Raw genomic sequence first — 19,735 nt, 5'->3', positions numbered from 1 at the left:
GAAATAATTTTTTTTCATCATTTGTGTTTTTACCTTCTTGCAATTCTCTTTGCAAGAAGGTTTTGTTTTATTGGGACCCAAGCAAAACTCCTGAGACATTCCACGAACTGAAACTCGTGCCTTCTGAGGCTCCCTGAGGGATCTTCACTTGTAGAGTATGTTTTCCTGCTTTCAGGTCTCCAAGAGGAATGAAATTGGGATTGGTAACGGTCCCCGGACACCAGTTGGATCTGCTGAGGTCTGATGAAGAAAGTCCATCCGGAAAGTTACCCGATGCAGGATTGTACAATCGATAAGAACCGCAGTCTGACCTCCAGGGAATAAAAGAAAATGTCATTTTGCCATCTAACAGTATAGAATTAATTTTAGGAATGAATTCATCACCGTTTTCCCAGCCTCCATGTCCCGTGGTAATATATCTGAGCTGAGCATTTTTCAGGTCTTTTTTCAATGTAAATTCTACAAAAAGACCTTTATCCTGATCGAACATCGTTGAATAATCCTGACCCGCCATTTCCATAATATTTAAAGTATTGAAAAGAGGAATTGCCGTATTGTTTTTGTAAACAGTCTGGTCACTTTTATGGATCGTGATCTCAAGGCTTACTTTATGACCGTCTTTATCGTAATTCCCGATGAAAGCTCCTACCCAGAGTTCTTTGTCGGAAAGAGAAGGTTTAAGTTCTGTAATATCCTGACGGTACGGGCTAATGGTCTGCCAGTCTTTTCCTTTTAATTGGATATGATTGAATTTTTGAATTCCGAAAGCGGTAAAAAATCGCATCATTTCTATAGCGGGACTGTAATTTTCAGTTGTTGTTACCCCATAATAATGTTTTCCGTTTCCATTCTCATAAACAGGGAGTGTTTTTGCACCTTTTTCCAGTCCGTCAAAGAAAGAAGAAGCTTTGTCCTGAGGAATAAAAAACACAGTTCCGGTTCTGTCGTAGGCATCACCGTTGGATTGTTGTTTAACTTCAACAAAAATATTTTCACCTTCTTTGATCGCAGGAAATTTTATTTTTTTCAGGATAATGGTTCCGTTAGCATATTTTCTAACGTTTTCATTTGATTTTGATTCATCAGAAAAATTGATCGTTTCATTTTCAAAAACCTTTAATGTGGTAAAACGGCTTTTCCAAAGAAGATCTTTATATCCTGAAAGATCGGTGGACTGTACTGAACCTTTTATGATAGAATCAATATCCGTTTTTTTTATTTTCTTGATAGAACTGGCAGTGATCAGTGAATTTTTATTTCTTTCAATCTCTAAAACAAAGCCTAGATTTTGCCCTAAAACAGAGGGGCCACCATTGATTTTTAAGTCATTGGTGTACCAAATTTCTATCGTATTGGAATTAATCTTTGTGATTGCTTTTTTACAATGATAGCCTAAGATTTTTTTTGTTTCATTCGTTAATTCAAAGGTCTGTTTTCCTATAGATTCTGCATCCGAAGATGAGATGATGTCTCCAGGCTTCAGGAAAGCGTAAGAAACCACAGTATTAGACGGTTTTTCTATTTTGGTGATCTCAAACGGATAATCACTTTTCTGTTCCCTGATCGCATTACTAAGGATGAAATTTTCTTTGCTATCTGCCCAGACAAGAGTAGGGGATTGCTCTGTGAGAACTTTTCCGTTGTAAGAGCTGGTGTATAGGATCTCATAGGTCTGTGCATACGCAAGACCGCATAAGAATAATGCAAAGAAGTTGAATAGCGTTTTTATATACATAGGTACAGGTTTTCTGCAAAGATACTATCTATGATCAGTTTTCAGAGCTTTAAAAGCGTTTACTATTATAAGTAGGGATTAGTATCCTGGATGTTACATACGGGTTTATACTATTTTCAAAAACTTATATGTTAGGGGAATTTTCAACAAAAAAAAGCTGCCCTGAAATAGAGCAGCTTTATATTTTTATATCGATGTTGTATTAAGAAACTCTTTCGATCAACGCCATGTAGAATCCATCATAACCCTGACTAGGCATTACTTTGTCATCTTTAACCATTTTGTATCCCGGGTTGCTTTTCAAAAATTCTTCTACCTGTAAATTATTTTCAGAGGGTAAGATCGAACATGTCGCGTAGACCATTTTTCCGCCTACCTTAAGCATTTTGGAATAATCCTGAAGGATTTGCTGCTGCTCTTTTTTGATTCTGTCGATAAAGTCCTGATCAATTTTCCACTTACTGTCCGGATTTCTCTTAAGAACACCAAGTCCTGAACATGGTGCATCAATAAGAAGTCTGTCTACTTTATCATGAAGACGCTTGATCACTTTGTTATCAGAGATCATACGGGTTTCGATATTATGGGCTCCTGCTCTCTTGGCACGACGTTTCAATTCGGCCAGTTTCCATTCAAAAATATCTAAAGCTACGATCTGACCTTTATTTCCCATCAACGCCGCTAAGTGAAGTGTTTTCCCTCCTGCACCCGCACACGCATCTACCACTCTCTGGCCTTCTTTTACATCCAGGAAATATCCGATTTTCTGTGAAGAAGCATCCTGAACCTCAAATAAACCTTCTTTGAAAGCTGTTGTAAGAAAAACATTCTTCTTTTCCTCAAGCTGGACAGCGTCTGGATAATTTCTTACCGTGTATGCTACTACACCTTCGTCTGAAAGGTCAGAAATAAGCTCTTTAGGAGTTGTTTTTAAGCTGTTTGCTCTTAGCACCGTTGGAGCCTGCTCATTTAAAGCGTGCATTTCTTTTTCCCAACCCGGTCCTAATTCTTTTTCTAAAGTTTCAGCCAACCAATCAGGAATAGAATGTTCAATGGCTTTCGTAGGAACGGTATTCTTTTTAAGTTTGGTAAGAATGTCAGCGATCTTGATTCCGTCGAATTCTTCAAACTTTTTATAATTGGTCTTGCTCCAAAGCAGGTACGCCATCATCAGTTTATAGATGTTGGTAGGTTTTACCCCCTCACCCATATAGTATTCAAGACGTTTTTTCCAGCGGATAATATTATAGAAAATCTCAGAAACAACGGCTCTGTCCTGGCTTCCCCATTTTCTGTGGGCTTTTAAAAGTCTTTCGATGACCTTATCGGCGTATTTATTTTTCTCGAAAAATGTTTCCTGTAAAGCATCGTGAATTCCGATCGCTAAGTTTCTGTGAATAAGTTCCATAAATTTGCTTCGCTGTTTGAATTTGCAAAAGTACGAATTATAGTTGAGAGTTAAGAATTGGGTTGAGGAGTTTGAGGATAGTAGGGTGTTGGGGTTTTGGAATCTGTCAGTTGGAAAGGAGTTGCTTGTTGACCGTTGCTTGTTCGTAATAGTTAAGCTTAATTTCACTTGAAAGACAAAATTCACCATTGACGGTTTCAAATATTCGTGTCAATCTGATGTGTGAAATTCCGGTTCTTGCATCTTTTTTCTTATATCTGCCATTCACTCTTCATTTGCGAAACAAAATTCACCATTGCCATCTTTTCCTCACAGTCTGATGTCTTGTGTCTGAAATCTGAAGTCTCAAATTTCCCTTTATCCCAAAAATCTTACCTTTGCAAAAATCAAAAATATGAGTGATACTGTACTTTGTCCGAAATGCAGCTCTGAATTTACTTATCCGAGCGATAATATGATGACCTGCTCTCAATGTTTTTATGAGTGGAATCCTGAAGAAACGTCTGCTGAAGCATCTAATGACGGAAAAATCCTGGACTCAAACGGGAATGAGCTTCTGGATGGGGATTCTGTGGTTGTTATTAAAGACCTGCCTGTAAAAGGAGCTCCAAAACCTGTAAAAGCAGGAACTAAAGTGAAAAATATCCGTTTAAGACCGGATAGTGATCATAATATCGACTGTAAAATTGATGGTTTCGGTTCTATGGCTTTGAAATCAGAATTTGTAAAGAAAGCTTAAGTCCTTGGGCAATCGGCTTAGTGAAGTTGATATTGCTTACGGTCATTAATAAAGAAAGGAAAAGATTGGACAGTGTAATCTTTCAAAGACTTAATTGCAGGGATGTGCTAATGTCCGTCTTAGGGCAGAAAGAGAATTAACCAAAAATTTCCTTATGCTGTGGAAGTACAAATGTAAGAAAAAGTTTTAAACAGCTTCTTATATTTGTACTTTTTTTTATCCAGATATTCGTAATAAGTGTAAGTGAATGTAGGAGTTACGTATTTTTAATTATAAGTTTTAGTCAATGGTGAAGGGGTTCTCCGGAGGTGAATATCTCTGCTTAAACCAATGAAATTTTAATAGTTCCTTCCACCTTTTCGTCTGTATAAACGATAAGTTCTTTGTTGTGTACTTTGATCTTGTTCCAGTAATGGTTTCCTGCAAATCTGCTTTCAAGAAGTTCGGCATCAATACCATCGTCGGAAATTTTTATTTCTTTAGGATAGTATGAAAATTTAGACAGTTGAAATGCGGTCTTTTCTTCTTCACTGAAAATATTAACTTCTCCAAAAAGGTTGGCTACATAAGAATTATAAGGATGCCTGTAGGTTTCTTCCGGGCTGTCGTTCTGAATCAGTCTTCCCTCTTTTAAAATAACAATCTGATCCAGCCATGGCATAATATCCTGAAGTTCATGGGTTGAAATGATCAGGGAAATCTGATGCTGTTTCACATATCTGAAAAGTCTTTCACGAAGTTCTATTTTTCTCGGAAAATCCAGATTGCTGAAAGGTTCATCTAAAATGAGCAGTTTGGGTAATACCGAAAGGGCTCTGGCAATGGCCACTCTTTGCTGCTGACCTCCACTTAAATATTTAGGAAGGGTATTGGCAAATTCCTGAAGCCCTACCACTTCCAGAAGTTCCATGACCGTTTCTTTTTTTTTGGCTAGATTGATATTAGATATGAATTTTCCTACATTTTCGGCAACCGTTGCATAAGGCATCAGGTCAAAATTCTGAGCTACCAGTTTCATTTCAGCTTCTCCGGGAACAAGATTTCCTTTGGGTCCCAAAAGCTTCGTTCCGTTAAAAACAATTTCACCGCTTTCCCAGTCGAGGAGGCCATAGATAAGGTTCAGCATGGTAGATTTTCCACATCCGCTTTCTCCCGCCAGTGCAATGATTCTGCCTTCCTCAAAACCCAGATTAAGGTTCTGAAACAGGGGATTATCTTTGTTGTGGGAAAAATATAAATTGTTTATTTCTAAAAGCATAATACAAATGTAAGGTTTTTATGAAAAAATAAAATTTTTTATTATATTAGCAGAAGTAATAAAAATATATCAAAAATGAGAAAAAAGCTGTTTTCTTTAGCTATTCCTGCTTTATTTGTGGCAGCGGTAATGGTTTCTTGCAAAAAAGACAAACCTGTTACCAGCGAAAGCAATGAAGTAACGACTACAAAAGACGGGAACCAGTATACACTGGATACACTGAACAGTAAAGTGGAGTGGAAAGGATATAAAATATTCAAGTCTGAAAGCACCAGCCATTTCGGAACGATTAAGTTTGAAAGTGGTGATGTGACGGTAAAAGAAGGAAAACTTGAAAGCGGAAAATTTGTTGCTGATATGGGTTCTTTAACGTCTGAAGATTTAAAAAATGATGCTGAGCAGTTAGGTAAATTAAATGGTCATCTTAAAAGTGGTGATTTCTTTGAAGTAGAAAAATTTCCTACCGCTTCTTTTGAAATTACAAAAGTGACCCCGGCTACAGAAGGAGATTACAATACCCTTCTTGATGGTAATTTAACGATCAAAGGCATTTCAAAACCGGTTCAGTTTAAGGCTAATGTTTCTGTAAAAGATGGAGAAGTAAGTGTGGCTACTGAGCCTAAGGATATTAAGAGAGAAGAGTTTGGCGTAAAGTTCCAGGCTCCTGCTGCCAACGGGGTGATCAAGGATGAGGTGACTCTTCAGATCAACGTTAAAGCTTTAGAAAAGAAATAATTTTTTTATTTAAGTGAAATAAGTGATTGAAGTCTGCCTCCCATAAAGGGGCAGATTTTTTTATCACAGATTCATTATTAAACTTAAAAAACGTATTTTTGCAAAACATTTTGAAAGGGTAAAACAATGATAGAAAAGATAGAAGAACTACTTACCGAAGTAAACAGCTTCAATGCTACGTCTAAAGAAGAAATTGAAAACTTCCGAATTAAGTATAATGGTAAAAAAGGTGTTCTGAATGATTTTTTTGAAAAATTTAAAGAAGTACCAAACGACCAGAAAAAGGAATTCGGACAAAAGATCAATTCTTTGAAACAGGCGGTAGCAGGAAAATTGGAGAATCTGAAAGATTCTTCCCAGTCTGCTATTATCACAGAAAAAGAAGATCTTACAAGACCGGCTTTTCCTTTGGATCTTGGGTCCAGACACCCGATCAATCTGGTGAAAAACAGGATTATTGAAATTTTCAAATCAATAGGTTTTGCCGTAGCCGACGGTCCTGAGATAGAAGACGACTGGCACAACTTTACCGCTCTTAATCTTCCTGAGTACCATCCGGCAAGAGATATGCAGGATACTTTCTTTATTGAACAGAACCCTGATATCCTTTTAAGAACGCATACGTCTTCTGTACAGATTCGTTATATGGAAGAAAATCAGCCGCCGATCAGAATTCTTTCTCCGGGAAGAGTATTCAGAAATGAGGCGATCTCTTCACGTTCCCACTGTATATTTCATCAGATCGAAGGATTATATATTGATGAGAATGTAAGTTTTGCAGATCTTAAGCAGACCATTCAGTTCTTTACTACTGAGCTTTTCGGAAAATCCAAGATCAGAATGAGACCTTCTTATTTCCCTTTTACAGAGCCTAGCGCTGAAATAGATGTCTATTGGGGATTAAATTCCGAAACTGATTACAGAATCACAAAAGGAACAGGTTGGCTTGAAATCATGGGATGTGGAATGGTAGATCCTGCCGTACTGAAAAATGTGAATATCGATGCTGAAAAATATTCAGGATATGCTTTCGGAATGGGTATTGAAAGAATCACAATGCTTCTTTACCAGATGAGCGATATCAGAATGTTCTTCGAAAATGATATCAGAACTTTAGAACAGTTTAAATCACTATAAAAAATAAACCTCCGGAAAATCCGGAGGTTTTTGTTTTTAATTACTGACCTAAGAAACAAAACGTAATTAAAAACGATTCTATTGAAAAATTTACAACGTGTATTGTCTTGTTTGTAGTGACATAAAACGATCATGTAAAGCCATGTTATTTAGTATGTCTGCTGTTATTAATAAGACAATCAATCAGGACAATATATTACACCGGGAAATAAAAAAATGCTAACAAATTTTTGCTAGCATTTTTTTTAAGTTAAAAAGACTGATCATCTGCTTTTTACTTAAGATATTTTAAAGGGTATTTTACATTTTTAAGCTCATCGATACTCGCTTTTAAGGAGCCTACGGCCAGTTCAGCCTGCAAAAGCATTGGAATATGATTGGCATCGTTGGTCACCCACATCGTTACTCCTTCTTTTTCCTTAAAAACTCTTCCGCTTTTTACAGAAGGGATAATCTTCAGACAGTTGATGGTTCCGAATTTAGTTTTCAGATCTTCCATTCCTGTTACTTTCAGTTGAAACGGAAACATCTCATCGTCAATCCATACATTCATGTTGATCACGGTTCCTACTTTCAGTTCACTGGTACTTTTGCTTCTCAGGTAATAGAAGCAGGAAAGCATATCCTGAACTCCTTTTACCGATTTAATCACCTTTGAACCATTGGCTGGTGTTTTTTTATCAGTTAATATCAGTGTATGGTTATCGTGATTGAAAACCGTCTCAAAATGCTGGCGATAGCTGCCTTCCCGTACATTTCGAACATAAAAGCTTGGAAGGCCGGTATCTGTATTGATGAAGCTTTCATATAAATCTTCTACTTTAAAGAAGGCTTTGACTGCGCCTGTAGTCTTTCCCGTTCCTTTCACATAGAGATGAGGAGCCCCCATATAGGTGGTTTTTTTGGTTGTAAGATTGGCGGTTCCGGCGTTCAGGATTCCATAGTGAATTCTGAATGTAATAGATTCACCATCAGCAATATTATCGATCTGAGCGTAACTCAGCAGGAACGTAAATATTGCAAAAAAACTCAAAATTTTCTTCATGATATGACATTTAACAAAAACACTGCCAAATTTAAGATTCTTATGTATTGACCAGGATTTGATAAATCTCAGGTTTTTATTTAGAATCAATTAAATAGGCTTCGCATTAAAATTAGTAAATTTGCAGTTACATGTATAATTAAATTATCTTTTTATTATGATAACCACTGATATATTGATCATAGGAGCCGGACCTACCGGGCTTTTTGCTGTTTTTGAAGCAGGTTTATTAAAAATGAAGTGTCACATTATTGATGCACTTCCACAGCCAGGAGGACAGCTAGCTGAGCTTTATCCTAAAAAACCTATTTTCGATATTCCGGGATATCCTTCTGTGAATGCAGGAGAATTAGTTGATAATTTGATGGAGCAGATCAAGCAGTTCCAGCCGGGATTCACTTTGGGAGAAACAGCCGTTTCGTATACAAAGTTAGATGATGAGTGGTTTGAGGTCATCACCAACAAAGGAACTGTTCACCGATGTAAAGCGATTGCTATTGCAGGTGGATTGGGAACTTTTGAACCCAGAAAGCCTACTTTCGAAAATGTCGCTGCTTACGAGGAGAAAGGTCTTGAGTACTTCGTTAAAGAACCTGAACATTTCAGAAACAAAAAAGTAGTGATCGCCGGAGGAGGAGATTCTGCACTGGACTGGAGTGTTTTTCTTTCTAATGTTGCCAGTGAAGTAACTTTAATCCACAGAAGAAACGAATTCAGAGGAGCTTTGGATTCAGTGGAAAAAGTTCAGGATCTTAAAAACCAGGGAAAAATTAAATTAATTACCCCTGCTGAAGTTACCGGAATCAAAGGGGACGGTAAAGTTGAAGCCATTACGGTGGAGATTGAAGGACAGGAAGCATTCGATATTGAAACCGATTATTTCATTCCTTTATTCGGACTGACGCCAAAGTTGGGGGAGATCGGAAACTGGGGACTGAATATCGAGAAAAATGCAATTGTGGTTAACAATGCACTTGATTATCAAACAAACATCGACGGAATCTATGCTATTGGTGACATCAATACGTATCCTGGAAAACTGAAGCTGATTCTTTGTGGTTTCCACGAAGCAACTTTGATGTGTCAGAGTGTTTACAACAGGCTGAATCCAGGGAAGAAATTTGTACTTAAATATACGACCGTAAGCGGTGTAGACGGATTTGACGGTAGCCGTAAAGAAGCAGAAAAGGCAGTTGTGAAAAAAATTGACTAATTTTGCATTATTATGTCAGATATTAATATAAAGATCACCGATCGGGAGGGGATCACCCATGATGTTGTAGCGCCTACAGATATGTCTATGAACCTGATGGAGATCATCCGTTCTTATGAATTGGCGGAAGAGGGAACCATCGGAGTTTGTGGAGGAATGGCGATGTGCGCCTCATGTCAGGTATATGTGATCAATGATCCGGGGCTTGAGCCTATGGGCGATGAAGAAGATGCTATGCTGGCGGAAGCTTACCATGTAAAAGAAAACAGCAGACTGGGATGCCAGCTGCATATGATGGATTCCATGGAAGGTCTTGAAGTGGCGATTGCTCCTTATCCTTAGACTATTTAAATTTAAGTTAATATAAAAAAAACCGCCTGAAAATTTCCGGGCGGTTTTATTATAGGTTGAATAAGGTAATCAGTTCTTGATACAGGTGATTTAAGTATTCAGCATTTGGTGAGCAGTTACCGTTATTAATTTCTAGATACTGATCTTTGCGTAAGGCGAATACCAATATTCCACCACCATCCATACACATTGATTCGACTTTGTAATCAGTTTTTTGCCAAAAATTATTTTTCGTTATTATTGTTGAAAACCTTTTAAATTGGTCGTTGGTAAGTTTATCTTCTTTTAAAATTTCAACTCGAGGCTCCTGATATTCTCCAGTTTTTTGATTGTAACCACTTTTATAAATTTTTTTCTTGACGATAGTTTTTACCTTTCCTTTTTTTTCAATCCTGATAAGATAATCTTCTTTAAAGGCAGACCATTTGAAAAACTGATAAATGACTTCGTCATCTTTAAGTTTAGACCTGTCCATACATTTCAATGGCTTTTCTTTTATATCTTTAGAGAAATATTGGCATAAGGCTTCATCTGTATTTTGACAATATAAAGTAGAAATTCCCAGGATTAATATTAAAAGTGAAAGAAATTTTTTCATAGTTTATATCTTACCTTTCGAAATCCATTTCCCAACTGTAGGCGCTTCATAGCTCCTCATTTTCTCCAAAAGTTCATCAATACTTGCACTGACCAAAAGCATATCACGATTCACTTGCTTTAAAAATCCCTTATCCACCATCGTCTGTACAAGTCTGATTAAATCATCATAAAATCCATCAATATTCAAAATCCCAATAGGCTTTGTATGAAGCCCGAGTTGAGCCCAGGTGATCATTTCAAAAAACTCTTCAAGAGTTCCGTAGCCACCGGGAAGAACGATCACGCCATCGCACAAATCATTCATCTTTGTTTTTCTTTCGTGCATCGTTTCTACGATGATAAGTTCGGTAAGATTTTTATGGGCAATTTCTTTGGACTGCAGAAAGTGGGGGAGAACACCTATAGCCTTTCCTCCTTCGCTTAGAGTTCCGTCTGCCACAGCTCCCATCAAACCTACATCTGCACCGCCGTAAATCAATTGTATGTGTTGTTGGGACAGCGTCTGTCCAAGCAGGAAAGCATGGTCTTTAAAAATATCATCCGTACCGAAACTTGATCCGCAGAATACTGTTATACTTTTCATTGTTGTAAATCTTGTTATATAATATTTGAACCATTAAGATTAATGAAGTTATGAAGGAAAGTTAAGTAAATATCAAAGATATTTTTAAGCCTAATAGCTGTAAATTCTTAATCATCTTAACGGCTTAATAAAAACCTTAATGGTTTAAATTAAAAAATATCCAAAATCATATGATTCTGGATATTCAATATAGTAATTTTATCTTCTTATTTTAAAGGAATATTCGCTAAAATATCCTTAGTGAAACTCCAGAACTTCTGAGCAGAAGGAATATTGGCTCTTTCATCCGGAGAGTGTGCTCCTCTGATCGTAGGTCCGAAACTTACCATTTCCATTGCCGGATAGTTCGCTCCGATAATACCACATTCTAAGCCTGCGTGACAAGCCACTACGTGAGGTTTTTCACCAAATTTTTCTGTATAAATCTTTTCCATCAGCTGTACGATTTCAGAACCCGGTTTTGGTTTCCATCCCGGATAAGAGCCACTGAATTCAACATTCATTCCAGCTAATTCCGCAACAGATTTCAACTGTTCTGCCACAGAATACTTAGATGAATCAACAGATGATCGGGTAAGGTTTAAAATTTTAAGCGCTCCCTCTTTTAATTCTACTCTTGCCACATTGTTAGATGCTTCTACAAGATCTTTAACGTCCGGGCTCATTCTGTACACGCCATTGTGAAGAGATTTTAAAGTAAGAATGATCTTTTTTGAATCTTCTTCTGAAATGGCCTGGTCGGAAGTTGTAGAGTTTTCAATATTGATATGCAGACCCGGTTCTACGGTAGCAAATTCTTCTAAAATGTCTTTTTTAAGAGCGGTTGCCACTTCGATAAATTCCTGAGCATTTCTCACAGAAATCAACGCTGAACCTTCTCTTGGAATAGCATTTCTTAATCCACCTCCGTCAACAGAGATCAACTGGATGTTCTGCTTTTCCAAACCGCTGTAAAGAAGTCTTCCCAAAATGATATTGGAGTTTCCGAAACCTTTGTGGATATCCATTCCTGAATGTCCTCCCTGAAGTCCTTTCACTTCAATTCTTACGGTTTGTCCTTTGGCAGCTTCTGTTCCGTAATTTTGAGTAATCGTCACATCAACACCTCCTGCACATCCGATATCAATCTCATCATCCTCTTCTGTATCAAGGTTTAATAAAATTTCTCCTGTCAACTGTCCTGGTTTCAAACCTAAAGCACCCGTCATCCCCGTTTCTTCATCAATGGTGAAAAGGGCTTCAAGAGCTGGGTGAGGAATATCTGAACTTTCAAGGATAGACATGATGGTTGCCACTCCTAAACCGTTATCAGCTCCCAGAGTCGTTCCTTTTGCTTTTACCCAGTCTCCGTCGACTTCCATTTTGATTCCTTCTGTATCGAAATCAAAGCTTACATCGTTGTTCTTCTGGCATACCATATCAAGATGCGACTGAAGGACAATAGATTTGCGGTTCTCCATACCCGCAGTAGCCGGTTTTCTGATAATAACGTTTCCTACTTCATCTACAGTGGTTTCCAATCCTAAGTTTTCACCAAAATCTTTGATGAAAGCAATGACTCTTTCTTCTTTTTTAGAGGGTCTTGGAACTGCATTTAATTTGGAAAAATTTTTCCAGATAATCTGCGGTTCTATATTTGATAATTCCATGAACTTTTATTTTTATCAAAATTACAAAATAAAAAATGCTTCCGTGAATCCGGAAGCATTTTTTATACGTTGTATCAGGACAAAAAGGCAAAATTACCCTTTTGTTTTTCTAACATCCGCATTCACCATAAATAGGCATTGTTTCTACAGTACCGTCCGGTTTTTCAATCGTAAGAGTACCTTCAAATAATAAAGCTTCTTCGTGTTTTATTTTTTTACCTTTTACAGAGATTTTATAGTGATCACTTTCAATCTCTTTGGTGAGTTCTTCATCTACTTCCATGTCGCTTGACGAAATCAGATTCATTGCTAATCTTTTGCCGTCGAGTTTCATATAGGCAGTTTTTCCTGCATCGTCAGCATAGATGTATTTCTCTGCTTCAAATTCAGCTTTGTTTCTTGCAAAATAGCACGAGCATTCTTTAATCTCTTTTGGAAAAGGGATGATGTCTACCAGTACTTTTCCTGTTGTTTTTTCTGTTTTTGCAGAATCTTTGACAAGACTTAAAGAATCCGACGAAGTGGAACTTTGAACGGTTTCTTTATCTTTTTTGCATGCAGTCAAAAGAAGCGCTGAAAAGAAAATGATTAGATATTTCATTGTCTGCTTTTTTATTGTTTTAGCCTCTTGCTCTTTCCAGAAGAACCATCATCAGTAATGATAAGATGACTAAACTTTCGTCTTCGTCATTGATATCAATCATTCTGTCAAGCTGAAATCTTCTTCCGAAGAAAGACGGCATTTTTTTTAATTTAAAATATTCTTTTCCGTCAATACCCCTTACAGTATAGGCCGGGTTAAGAAAATATCCTGTGAACATCCCTATAATTGGAATCTCACTTACCATTCCATCGAAGAATTTTGTCCATGCGTTATCTTCTGTAACACTGAATTTCGGCTGATCGTTTGAATCCAAAATGTCATACGAAGATTTCCAGATAGAACGCATTCCTTTTCTGGCCAGTCTTCCGTAGTTTTTGTTGTCGACAAGATCATTTAAAGAATAAGAAGCATTGAAATCAATCCATTGATTGGCTTTGATTCTGAAGAGCTCTTTGGATTTACTTTCGTCATTGAAGACAATGACGTCTTCTTTCAGTTTAAACATTTTCTGACGTACATACGCAACATAGCTTCCGTTTTTATCTGTAATATTAAAATCACTCGCTAATGTTGAGATTTTGAATTTGAAATCTAGAGGATAGTTTAGATTTTTAAGTACCATTTAGTTTATTTTTTTCATATTAGAACCCCAAAGATAGAGGTTTTTTTTAGAATGATAGAGTGGATTGCAGACATGAGATTTCAGACATGAGACTTTAGAACGAGGCTGATATTCGGGTTGGATAAACGGCAATGGTGAATTTTGCTTTGTAAGTGAAAGTGAATGGTGGCTTCAAGATACAAGATTTTAGACATGAGATTTCAGATATGAGATCTTTTATAGAAACTTTCAATCAGCAACTAAACTTTAAGCTAGAACTTTCAAACCCCGAAACCCGCACCAATTCTCAACAATATTCCTTATTTTTGTACTTATGGATTACCCTAGTAAAGTTTTAGCAAAAGCCGTTGACGAAATTTCTGGATTGCCCGGAATTGGCAGAAAAACAGCTTTAAGATTAGCATTACATCTGTTAAAACAACCCAATTCCAGAGCGGTAAGTCTTGGAAATTCATTAATTAATCTGGTTAATGAAATAAAATACTGCAAAGAATGTCACAATTTTTCAGATTTTGAGGTCTGTGAGATCTGTAGTAATGATAAAAGAAACAGCGAGGTGATCTGCATCGTTGAAGATGTACGTGATGTGATCGCTATTGAGAATACAGGAAAGTTTACAGGAAAATATCTCATTCTGGGAGGTAAGATATCACCGATGGAAGGCGTTGGACCCAACCAGCTGAATATTCCAAGTATTGAAAGGAAAGTAAACCAGGGTGAGGTAAAAGAATTTATTTTCGCATTGAGTGCTACGATGGAAGGAGATACCACTGCCTATTATATTTATAAAAAATTTAAAAACTTCAATGTGAATTTTTCAAGTATTGCGAGAGGAATTTCAGTAGGAGATGAATTAGAATATGCTGATGAAGTGTCACTGGGCAGATCTATTATGAACAGATTACCCTACAACGAAAAAGATTAAATATGAAGCTGTCGATAATTATTGTTAATTATAATGTGACCAGGCTGTTGAGAAATTGTCTCCTGTCTATTGAGAAATATACAAAAGGAGAGGACTATGAAGTCATTGTAATAGATAATGCATCTACAGACGCCTCCTGGCGAGACCTTATTGCAGAATTCCCTGAAGTGTATTTTATCTCTTCAGAAAAGAATGAAGGGTTTGCTAGTGCCAACAACAAAGCTATAAAAACAGCAACCGGAGACTATGTTCTGCTTCTGAATCCTGATACTGAGCTGGAAGGATTTTATATGAAAGAGATTCTGGATTTTGCAGATTCCAAGCCGGATTTTGGAGGTCTTGGGGTAAGAATGCATGATGCGGAAGGTGTTTTTCTTCCTGAAAGTAAACGCTCTGTGCCGGATATGTTCAATTCTTTTGAAAAACTGTTTACGAATTTTAAAAGAAGCAATACAAAGTCTTACTACAGAAGTGATATTGATGAGTATGCGGTGGAAGAAGTAGAGGTGGTTACAGGAGCATTTTTGTTGGTTAAAAAAGATATTTACCAAAAGATCGGAGGTCTCGATGAAACGTATTTTATGTATGGGGAAGATATTGATCTGTGCTATACGCTGTTGAGAAATGGTTATAAGAATTATTATTACGGGGCTGCTTCTATTCTTCATCATAAAGGAGAAAGTACCATTAAAGATGAAGTGTATCTTGACCGTTTTTATGGCGCAATGCAGATCTTTATCGATAAATATTACAGAGAATCCAAGCCGATGCAGTATTCATTTTTAAAAGCGGGATTGAAACTCCGCCACAAGATTGAGAAGATTAAACTAAAATAAAAAAGCAGTTCAATTTGAACTGCTTTTATTTTATATAAGATAGATCTGTTATTATTTAGCCGGAGCTGCGGGTACCTGAGCCGGAGCTGTCTTCGTAGCTGCAGGAGCAGATTGCTTAGTTGGAGCCGGAGCTTCTTTTTTCACTGGCTGCTGTGCCGGAGCTGTTGTTGTAGGCTTACCTGTGATCACAACGCTTATAAGGATAAGAACGATGATTACTGCGCCAAGAGTCCATGTTGCTTTTTCCATGAAATCATTGGTTCTCTGTACTCCAAACTGTGCAGGTGATGCACCTCCGAAAGTACTGGAAAGGCCTCCTCCTTTAGGATTTTGAGCCATAACGATGATTACCAATAAGATGCTGGCGATCATAATAAGAACCATCAATAGTATAAATATAGTATCCATTAATTTTGATATCTTTTTGAATGGGCAAATTTAATCTTTTTTTACCGAATGACAAAGAAGATCATGGTAAATGTTATTAAAAATAAAAACGGCAGCGTCAGCTGCCGTTTTTTCTGCAATAAACAGTATTTTTATTTAAAATCAGAATCTTTAGCCTGGTTCACTTCGTATGATTTTACATTCATCGTCATGTCCATGCCCATTTGATTAACGGTGATGGTGAATGGCATTTTCACTCCGTTTACATCTTTATAATTAGAGAAAGTAGTAGGCACGGTGATTTCCTGTCCCTGTGCTTTTACCGTCTTTGTTTCTCCTGTTTTCAAGCCTGTGCTTACGCTGTAATAATAAGTAGTGTCTTTTCCTTTAATTACATAAGAATCTTCACCATCGATTTTTTCAATTCCGGCCACTTTATAATCCTGAGATTTTGCAAAACCAAGTTCTTCAAAAAGTTCAGTATTTTTTAGTTTTTCAGCAACCTGTTCTGGCTTCATCTCAACTTTCTGACCCATTTGCTCAGAATACCCCTGTTTGCCGTCAAAAACCTGCTTCTGAACAACCTGTCCCATTGCAGTGACAGTCGTTAATTCTTTACCGCCTTGAGCCTTAGAGATTTTAAAATCAATATTCTGACCCTGCATAGACATAGAAGCGTTCATGACAAAAGAAGTAATCTTGGCAATATTAGCTTTTCCTCCGATCGCATTGATGTATTTATCAGCAATAGAAGAAACACTGACAGCGGCATCCACTTTTTGTGTTGTTGGTTTTGCAACCGGATTAGCTTCTTTATCGAAATATTTCACAGGATATCCTAATTTTTCCAGTCCTTCAGAAATATCAGAAGCTTTACCAGCGATGAAAATTCTGCTTTGGTTAGGTAATATGTAAGCTTTTGCAGCATTGGAAATATCAGCCGCCGTTACCTTATCAATTGATTTTAAGTAATTTGTATAGAAATCAGAAGGTAAATCCTGAACCTTTTGATTCAAGGCAAATTTTGCAATCGTTTCCGGCTTTTCTAATGACATGATGAAAGAACCTTTCAGTTTAGCTTTCGCATTTTCCAGTTCTTCAGGTTTTACCGTTGTAATCGCATTAAGTTCATTCATGAATTCCTTAACTGCTTTATCCGTCACCTCGTTTCTCACACTTGCACTGGCAGAGAAATCAGAAGAATATTTGTCTGCACTCAGGCTTGAGTACGCTCCGTATGTAAATCCGTTTTTCTCACGAAGATTCATGAAAAGTCTCGCTTCACCACCTCCGCCCAGGATGTAGTTGGCCATCGTAGCAGCGAAATAGTTAGGATCTTTCATTTTAAGATTGTTCAGGTTGTTTACTGAAACTACTGACTGTACCGCAGAAGGTACATCTACAATGTTAATTTCAGTTTTAGCAACATTAGCCGATGGTTCAAGAGGAGCGATAGGCGTGTTAGCCTTTTTCCATCCACTGAACGCTTTTTCAACCAATGATTTCACCTGGTCAAATTTTACATCTCCTACAATCACTAAATAAGCATTGTCCGGAGCGTAATATTTTTTATAAACATTTTGTACGTCAGCTAACTGGATTTTGTTGATAGATTCTACCGTCTCGAATTCTCCTCTTGATGTATTTTTACCATACATTAAAGCATTGGAAACTTTTGAAGCGATTGCAGAAGCATTTTTCTCTTCAGCTTTTAACCCTTCTAAAGCTCTTTCTTTTGAATTTTGAATTTCTTCAGCAGAGAACTTAGGATTAGTGATCGCATCAGCCATTAAACTTAATACGTCCGGAAAATATTTTGAAAGAGAGTTAGCGAAAGCACCATTGGAAGAAAAGCTTAAGTTAGCGCCCAGATAATCTACTTTTTTGTTGAAATCCTCTTTACTTACATTCGTTGTTCCGTTTTCGAACTGTTCAGCCATGATAGAGCTTACGCCCGTTACACTTCCTTCGTTGAAGGGAGGTCTGTCCATCGAAAGCGTTGTGTTTACTCTTGGTAATTTATTGTTTTCCACAACCATTACCGTAAGACCATTGCTTAGTTGAAAAGTTTTTGGCTTGGCAATGTTGATCGCAGGAGTAGGTCCTGGTTTCGGCATTGCGTTAAGATCAATTTTTTGTGCTGAAATCGTTCCTGCGAAAAAAAACGCTGCAGCTATATATGTTAATTGCTTTTTCATTTGTAAAAATTTAATTTTAATAATCATTTTTTAAACCTGAAAGTTTTAAATGACTACTTTTTTTCAGGAACGTAATTGATGATTACTCTTTGATTGGAATTCAAGTACTTTTTAGCCGCGTTCTGCAAATCCTGTCTTGTGATTGATCTGTAGATGTCAATTTCCTTATTGATCAAATTGGTGTTGCCCATCAATACGTGGTTGGTTGCCAGTGAAGCAGCAATTCCCTGAATGCTTGAGTTCGCATTCACAAACTGATTTTCATACTGGTTTTGAAGTTTCTGATAATCCTCTTCAGAGATCAGCCCTGTCTGTAGTTTCTTGATTTCAGCATCAATGTCAGCCTGTAAAGTCTGTTTTGTTGTCTGTCCCATTGGGATCGCAAAGAATGCGAAAATACTGTAATCTTCAAGACCCTGATTGAAAGCCTGTACAGCAAGCGCTTTTTTCTCCTGATCAACTAATTTTTTGTATAAAACAGAAGATTTACCATTGCTCAGGTAAGAAGAAAGCATATCAAGAACATAAGCATCTTTTTCTTTGTTAGCAGGAGTTCTGTACGCAAAAATATATGCCGGAAGCTGGATGTTAGAATCCGTAGCTGTTACTTCTTTTTCCTGAGTGATAGGAGCATCTTTCGGGAAATCTTTTGGATAAAGCGTTCCTTTTTGAATTCCTCCGTAATATTCCTGAATCCACTTTTTAGTTTGTTCAGGCTTGATATCTCCTGCAACCACTAATGTTGCGTTGTTCGGAACGTAGTATTTTTTATAGAAAGCCTGGAATTCTTCAAGTTTTGCAGAGTTTAGATCTTCCATAGAACCAATCGTAGGCCAGTTATACGGGTGATTGGTGAATAAGTTTTTCTGAATCGTAGGGAAAAGGTTTCCATAAGGCTGGTTGTCCATTCTTAATCTTTTTTCCTCTTTTACAACCTCTCTCTGAGTATCTACTCCCACCTGATTGATGACCGCGTGGCGCATTCTTTCAGCTTCCATCCAAAGACCAAGCTGTTCGTTATTGGAAGGGAACGTTTCATAATAATACGTTCGGTCATTCGTCGTGTTAGCGTTATTTTGACCTCCGTTTGAAGAAACGATCTTGAACCATTCCCCTCTTTTGATGTTGGGGGTTCCTTCAAATAAAAGGTGTTCGAAGAAGTGCGCGAAACCTGTTCTTCCCTTTACTTCATCCTTGGCCCCTACATGGTACATTACCCCTGTAGTCACTACCGGTGCAGAATTATCCTGATGAAGAATTACGTGAAGGCCGTTTGGCAGGTCATACTCTTCGAATTTAATTTGCTGTGCATTCAGGACCATTCCGAAGAAAGATGCTGCTGCTACAGAAAGAAGTCGCTTTTTCATAAAGTAGAAATTGTTTTGTATAAATTAGTAGAGGAAACACGGCATTTGTTACATAATTATTCTACTTTTTATGTTTATTTGTAAAACTATTTAACTCCAATATGAGAATTTCTTATACTTTACTTTTTCTTTTCTCCCTTTTTATGATGCAGGCACAGGAAATCATCGATAAGGATGCATTGAAAAAATGCAGAAAAGAATGGAATAAAAAGACCTGTCTTTCCGACGAAGACGGAGACGGAATTCTTTTAGCTATAATGGAAAAACTTGGAATACAATAAAATAGGCAAGTGCTGTTTTATTAAAGTTTGAATTGTCCTTTGAATACATTAATTTTGTGTTC

20 protein-coding genes are annotated in these 19,735 nt (G+C 37.2%); 8 read left to right on the top strand and 12 right to left on the bottom strand.

The window, feature by feature from the left end:
- Positions 1-67: 67 nt before the first annotated feature.
- Both EG346_RS00915 and EG346_RS00910 read right to left on the bottom strand, forming a co-directional pair.
- The gene (locus EG346_RS00915) at positions 68-1,735 is read right to left on the bottom strand and encodes a GLPGLI family protein (protein ID WP_123876701.1); all 1,668 of its coding nucleotides are present in this window, start codon (positions 1,733-1,735) and stop codon (positions 68-70) included.
- A gap of 202 nt (positions 1,736-1,937) precedes the next feature.
- Positions 1,938-3,143, bottom strand: coding sequence for an RsmB/NOP family class I SAM-dependent RNA methyltransferase (locus EG346_RS00910; RefSeq protein WP_123876700.1), 1,206 nt, complete (start codon positions 3,141-3,143; stop codon positions 1,938-1,940).
- A 394-nt stretch (positions 3,144-3,537) separates the two neighbouring features.
- Between EG346_RS00910 and EG346_RS00905 the strand changes: the two genes are divergently transcribed.
- Positions 3,538-3,882 carry a zinc ribbon domain-containing protein YjdM gene (locus tag EG346_RS00905; RefSeq protein ID WP_073333447.1) on the top strand — a complete coding sequence of 115 codons (345 nt, stop codon included), beginning with the start codon at positions 3,538-3,540 and terminating at the stop codon, positions 3,880-3,882.
- Positions 3,883-4,204: 322 nt separating this feature from the next.
- Here EG346_RS00905 and EG346_RS00900 read toward each other — a convergent pair whose 3' ends face one another.
- Entirely contained in the window at positions 4,205-5,140 is a 936-nt protein-coding gene (locus tag EG346_RS00900) for a sulfate/molybdate ABC transporter ATP-binding protein (RefSeq protein WP_123876699.1), read from the bottom strand.
- A 75-nt stretch (positions 5,141-5,215) separates the two neighbouring features.
- Here EG346_RS00900 and EG346_RS00895 point away from each other — a divergent pair, with 75 nt between their 5' ends.
- Together EG346_RS00895 and pheS are read left to right on the top strand one after the other, a co-directional pair.
- The gene (locus EG346_RS00895) at positions 5,216-5,875 is read left to right on the top strand and encodes a YceI family protein (RefSeq protein WP_073333452.1); all 660 of its coding nucleotides are present in this window, start codon (positions 5,216-5,218) and stop codon (positions 5,873-5,875) included.
- Between the two features lie 126 nt (positions 5,876-6,001).
- The gene (gene pheS / locus EG346_RS00890) at positions 6,002-7,012 is read left to right on the top strand and encodes a phenylalanine--tRNA ligase subunit alpha (protein WP_073333455.1); all 1,011 of its coding nucleotides are present in this window, start codon (positions 6,002-6,004) and stop codon (positions 7,010-7,012) included.
- A gap of 274 nt (positions 7,013-7,286) precedes the next feature.
- Here pheS and EG346_RS00885 read toward each other — a convergent pair whose 3' ends face one another.
- On the bottom strand, positions 7,287-8,057 hold the full coding sequence (locus tag EG346_RS00885; RefSeq protein ID WP_123876698.1) for a DUF3108 domain-containing protein: 771 nt from the start codon (positions 8,055-8,057) through the stop codon (positions 7,287-7,289).
- Positions 8,058-8,214: 157 nt separating this feature from the next.
- Between EG346_RS00885 and EG346_RS00880 the strand changes: the two genes are divergently transcribed.
- Positions 8,215-9,270: an NAD(P)/FAD-dependent oxidoreductase gene (locus tag EG346_RS00880; RefSeq protein ID WP_123876697.1), complete on the top strand. Its 1,056-nt coding sequence runs from the start codon at positions 8,215-8,217 to the stop codon at positions 9,268-9,270.
- A gap of 12 nt (positions 9,271-9,282) precedes the next feature.
- A complete protein-coding gene (locus EG346_RS00875; protein ID WP_123876696.1) occupies positions 9,283-9,612 on the top strand; it encodes a 2Fe-2S iron-sulfur cluster-binding family protein in 330 nt (109 codons plus the stop codon).
- A gap of 58 nt (positions 9,613-9,670) precedes the next feature.
- Here EG346_RS00875 and EG346_RS00870 read toward each other — a convergent pair whose 3' ends face one another.
- The 5 genes from EG346_RS00870 to EG346_RS00850 form a co-directional block, all read right to left on the bottom strand.
- On the bottom strand, positions 9,671-10,219 hold the full coding sequence (locus tag EG346_RS00870; protein ID WP_123876695.1) for a hypothetical protein: 549 nt from the start codon (positions 10,217-10,219) through the stop codon (positions 9,671-9,673).
- 3 nt (positions 10,220-10,222) lie between these two features.
- The gene (locus EG346_RS00865) at positions 10,223-10,804 is read right to left on the bottom strand and encodes an LOG family protein (protein WP_123876694.1); all 582 of its coding nucleotides are present in this window, start codon (positions 10,802-10,804) and stop codon (positions 10,223-10,225) included.
- A gap of 206 nt (positions 10,805-11,010) precedes the next feature.
- A complete protein-coding gene (locus EG346_RS00860; RefSeq protein WP_123876693.1) occupies positions 11,011-12,453 on the bottom strand; it encodes an aminoacyl-histidine dipeptidase in 1,443 nt (480 codons plus the stop codon).
- Positions 12,454-12,562: 109 nt separating this feature from the next.
- On the bottom strand, positions 12,563-13,054 hold the full coding sequence (locus tag EG346_RS00855; protein WP_073333483.1) for a hypothetical protein: 492 nt from the start codon (positions 13,052-13,054) through the stop codon (positions 12,563-12,565).
- A gap of 19 nt (positions 13,055-13,073) precedes the next feature.
- A complete protein-coding gene (locus EG346_RS00850) occupies positions 13,074-13,679 on the bottom strand; it encodes an LURP-one-related/scramblase family protein (protein ID WP_073333486.1) in 606 nt (201 codons plus the stop codon).
- Between the two features lie 313 nt (positions 13,680-13,992).
- On the opposite strand from EG346_RS00850, the gene recR reads away from it, so the two are divergent.
- The gene (recR, locus tag EG346_RS00845; RefSeq protein ID WP_073333488.1) at positions 13,993-14,604 is read left to right on the top strand and encodes a recombination mediator RecR; all 612 of its coding nucleotides are present in this window, start codon (positions 13,993-13,995) and stop codon (positions 14,602-14,604) included.
- Positions 14,605-14,606: 2 nt separating this feature from the next.
- A complete protein-coding gene (locus tag EG346_RS00840; protein ID WP_123876692.1) occupies positions 14,607-15,440 on the top strand; it encodes a glycosyltransferase family 2 protein in 834 nt (277 codons plus the stop codon).
- A 51-nt stretch (positions 15,441-15,491) separates the two neighbouring features.
- Here the strand turns inward: EG346_RS00840 and secG are convergent, their stop codons facing one another.
- The 3 genes from secG to EG346_RS00825 all read right to left on the bottom strand — a co-directional run bounded on the left by secG (position 15,492) and on the right by EG346_RS00825 (position 19,392).
- A complete protein-coding gene (secG, locus tag EG346_RS00835; RefSeq protein ID WP_123876691.1) occupies positions 15,492-15,848 on the bottom strand; it encodes a preprotein translocase subunit SecG in 357 nt (118 codons plus the stop codon).
- 131 nt (positions 15,849-15,979) lie between these two features.
- On the bottom strand, positions 15,980-18,025 hold the full coding sequence (locus EG346_RS00830) for a M16 family metallopeptidase (RefSeq protein WP_123876690.1): 2,046 nt from the start codon (positions 18,023-18,025) through the stop codon (positions 15,980-15,982).
- Between the two features lie 53 nt (positions 18,026-18,078).
- On the bottom strand, positions 18,079-19,392 hold the full coding sequence (locus EG346_RS00825) for a M16 family metallopeptidase (RefSeq protein WP_123876689.1): 1,314 nt from the start codon (positions 19,390-19,392) through the stop codon (positions 18,079-18,081).
- Positions 19,393-19,493: 101 nt separating this feature from the next.
- Between EG346_RS00825 and EG346_RS00820 the strand changes: the two genes are divergently transcribed.
- A complete protein-coding gene (locus tag EG346_RS00820) occupies positions 19,494-19,673 on the top strand; it encodes a hypothetical protein (RefSeq protein ID WP_123876688.1) in 180 nt (59 codons plus the stop codon).
- Positions 19,674-19,735 lie beyond the last annotated feature (62 nt).

Source organism: Chryseobacterium carnipullorum, assembly GCF_003815695.1.
Taxonomy (GTDB): Bacteria; Bacteroidota; Bacteroidia; order Flavobacteriales; family Weeksellaceae; genus Chryseobacterium; species Chryseobacterium carnipullorum.
The sequence above is the reverse complement of the archived record's forward strand: the minus strand, read 5'-3'. Positions and strand labels throughout refer to the sequence as shown.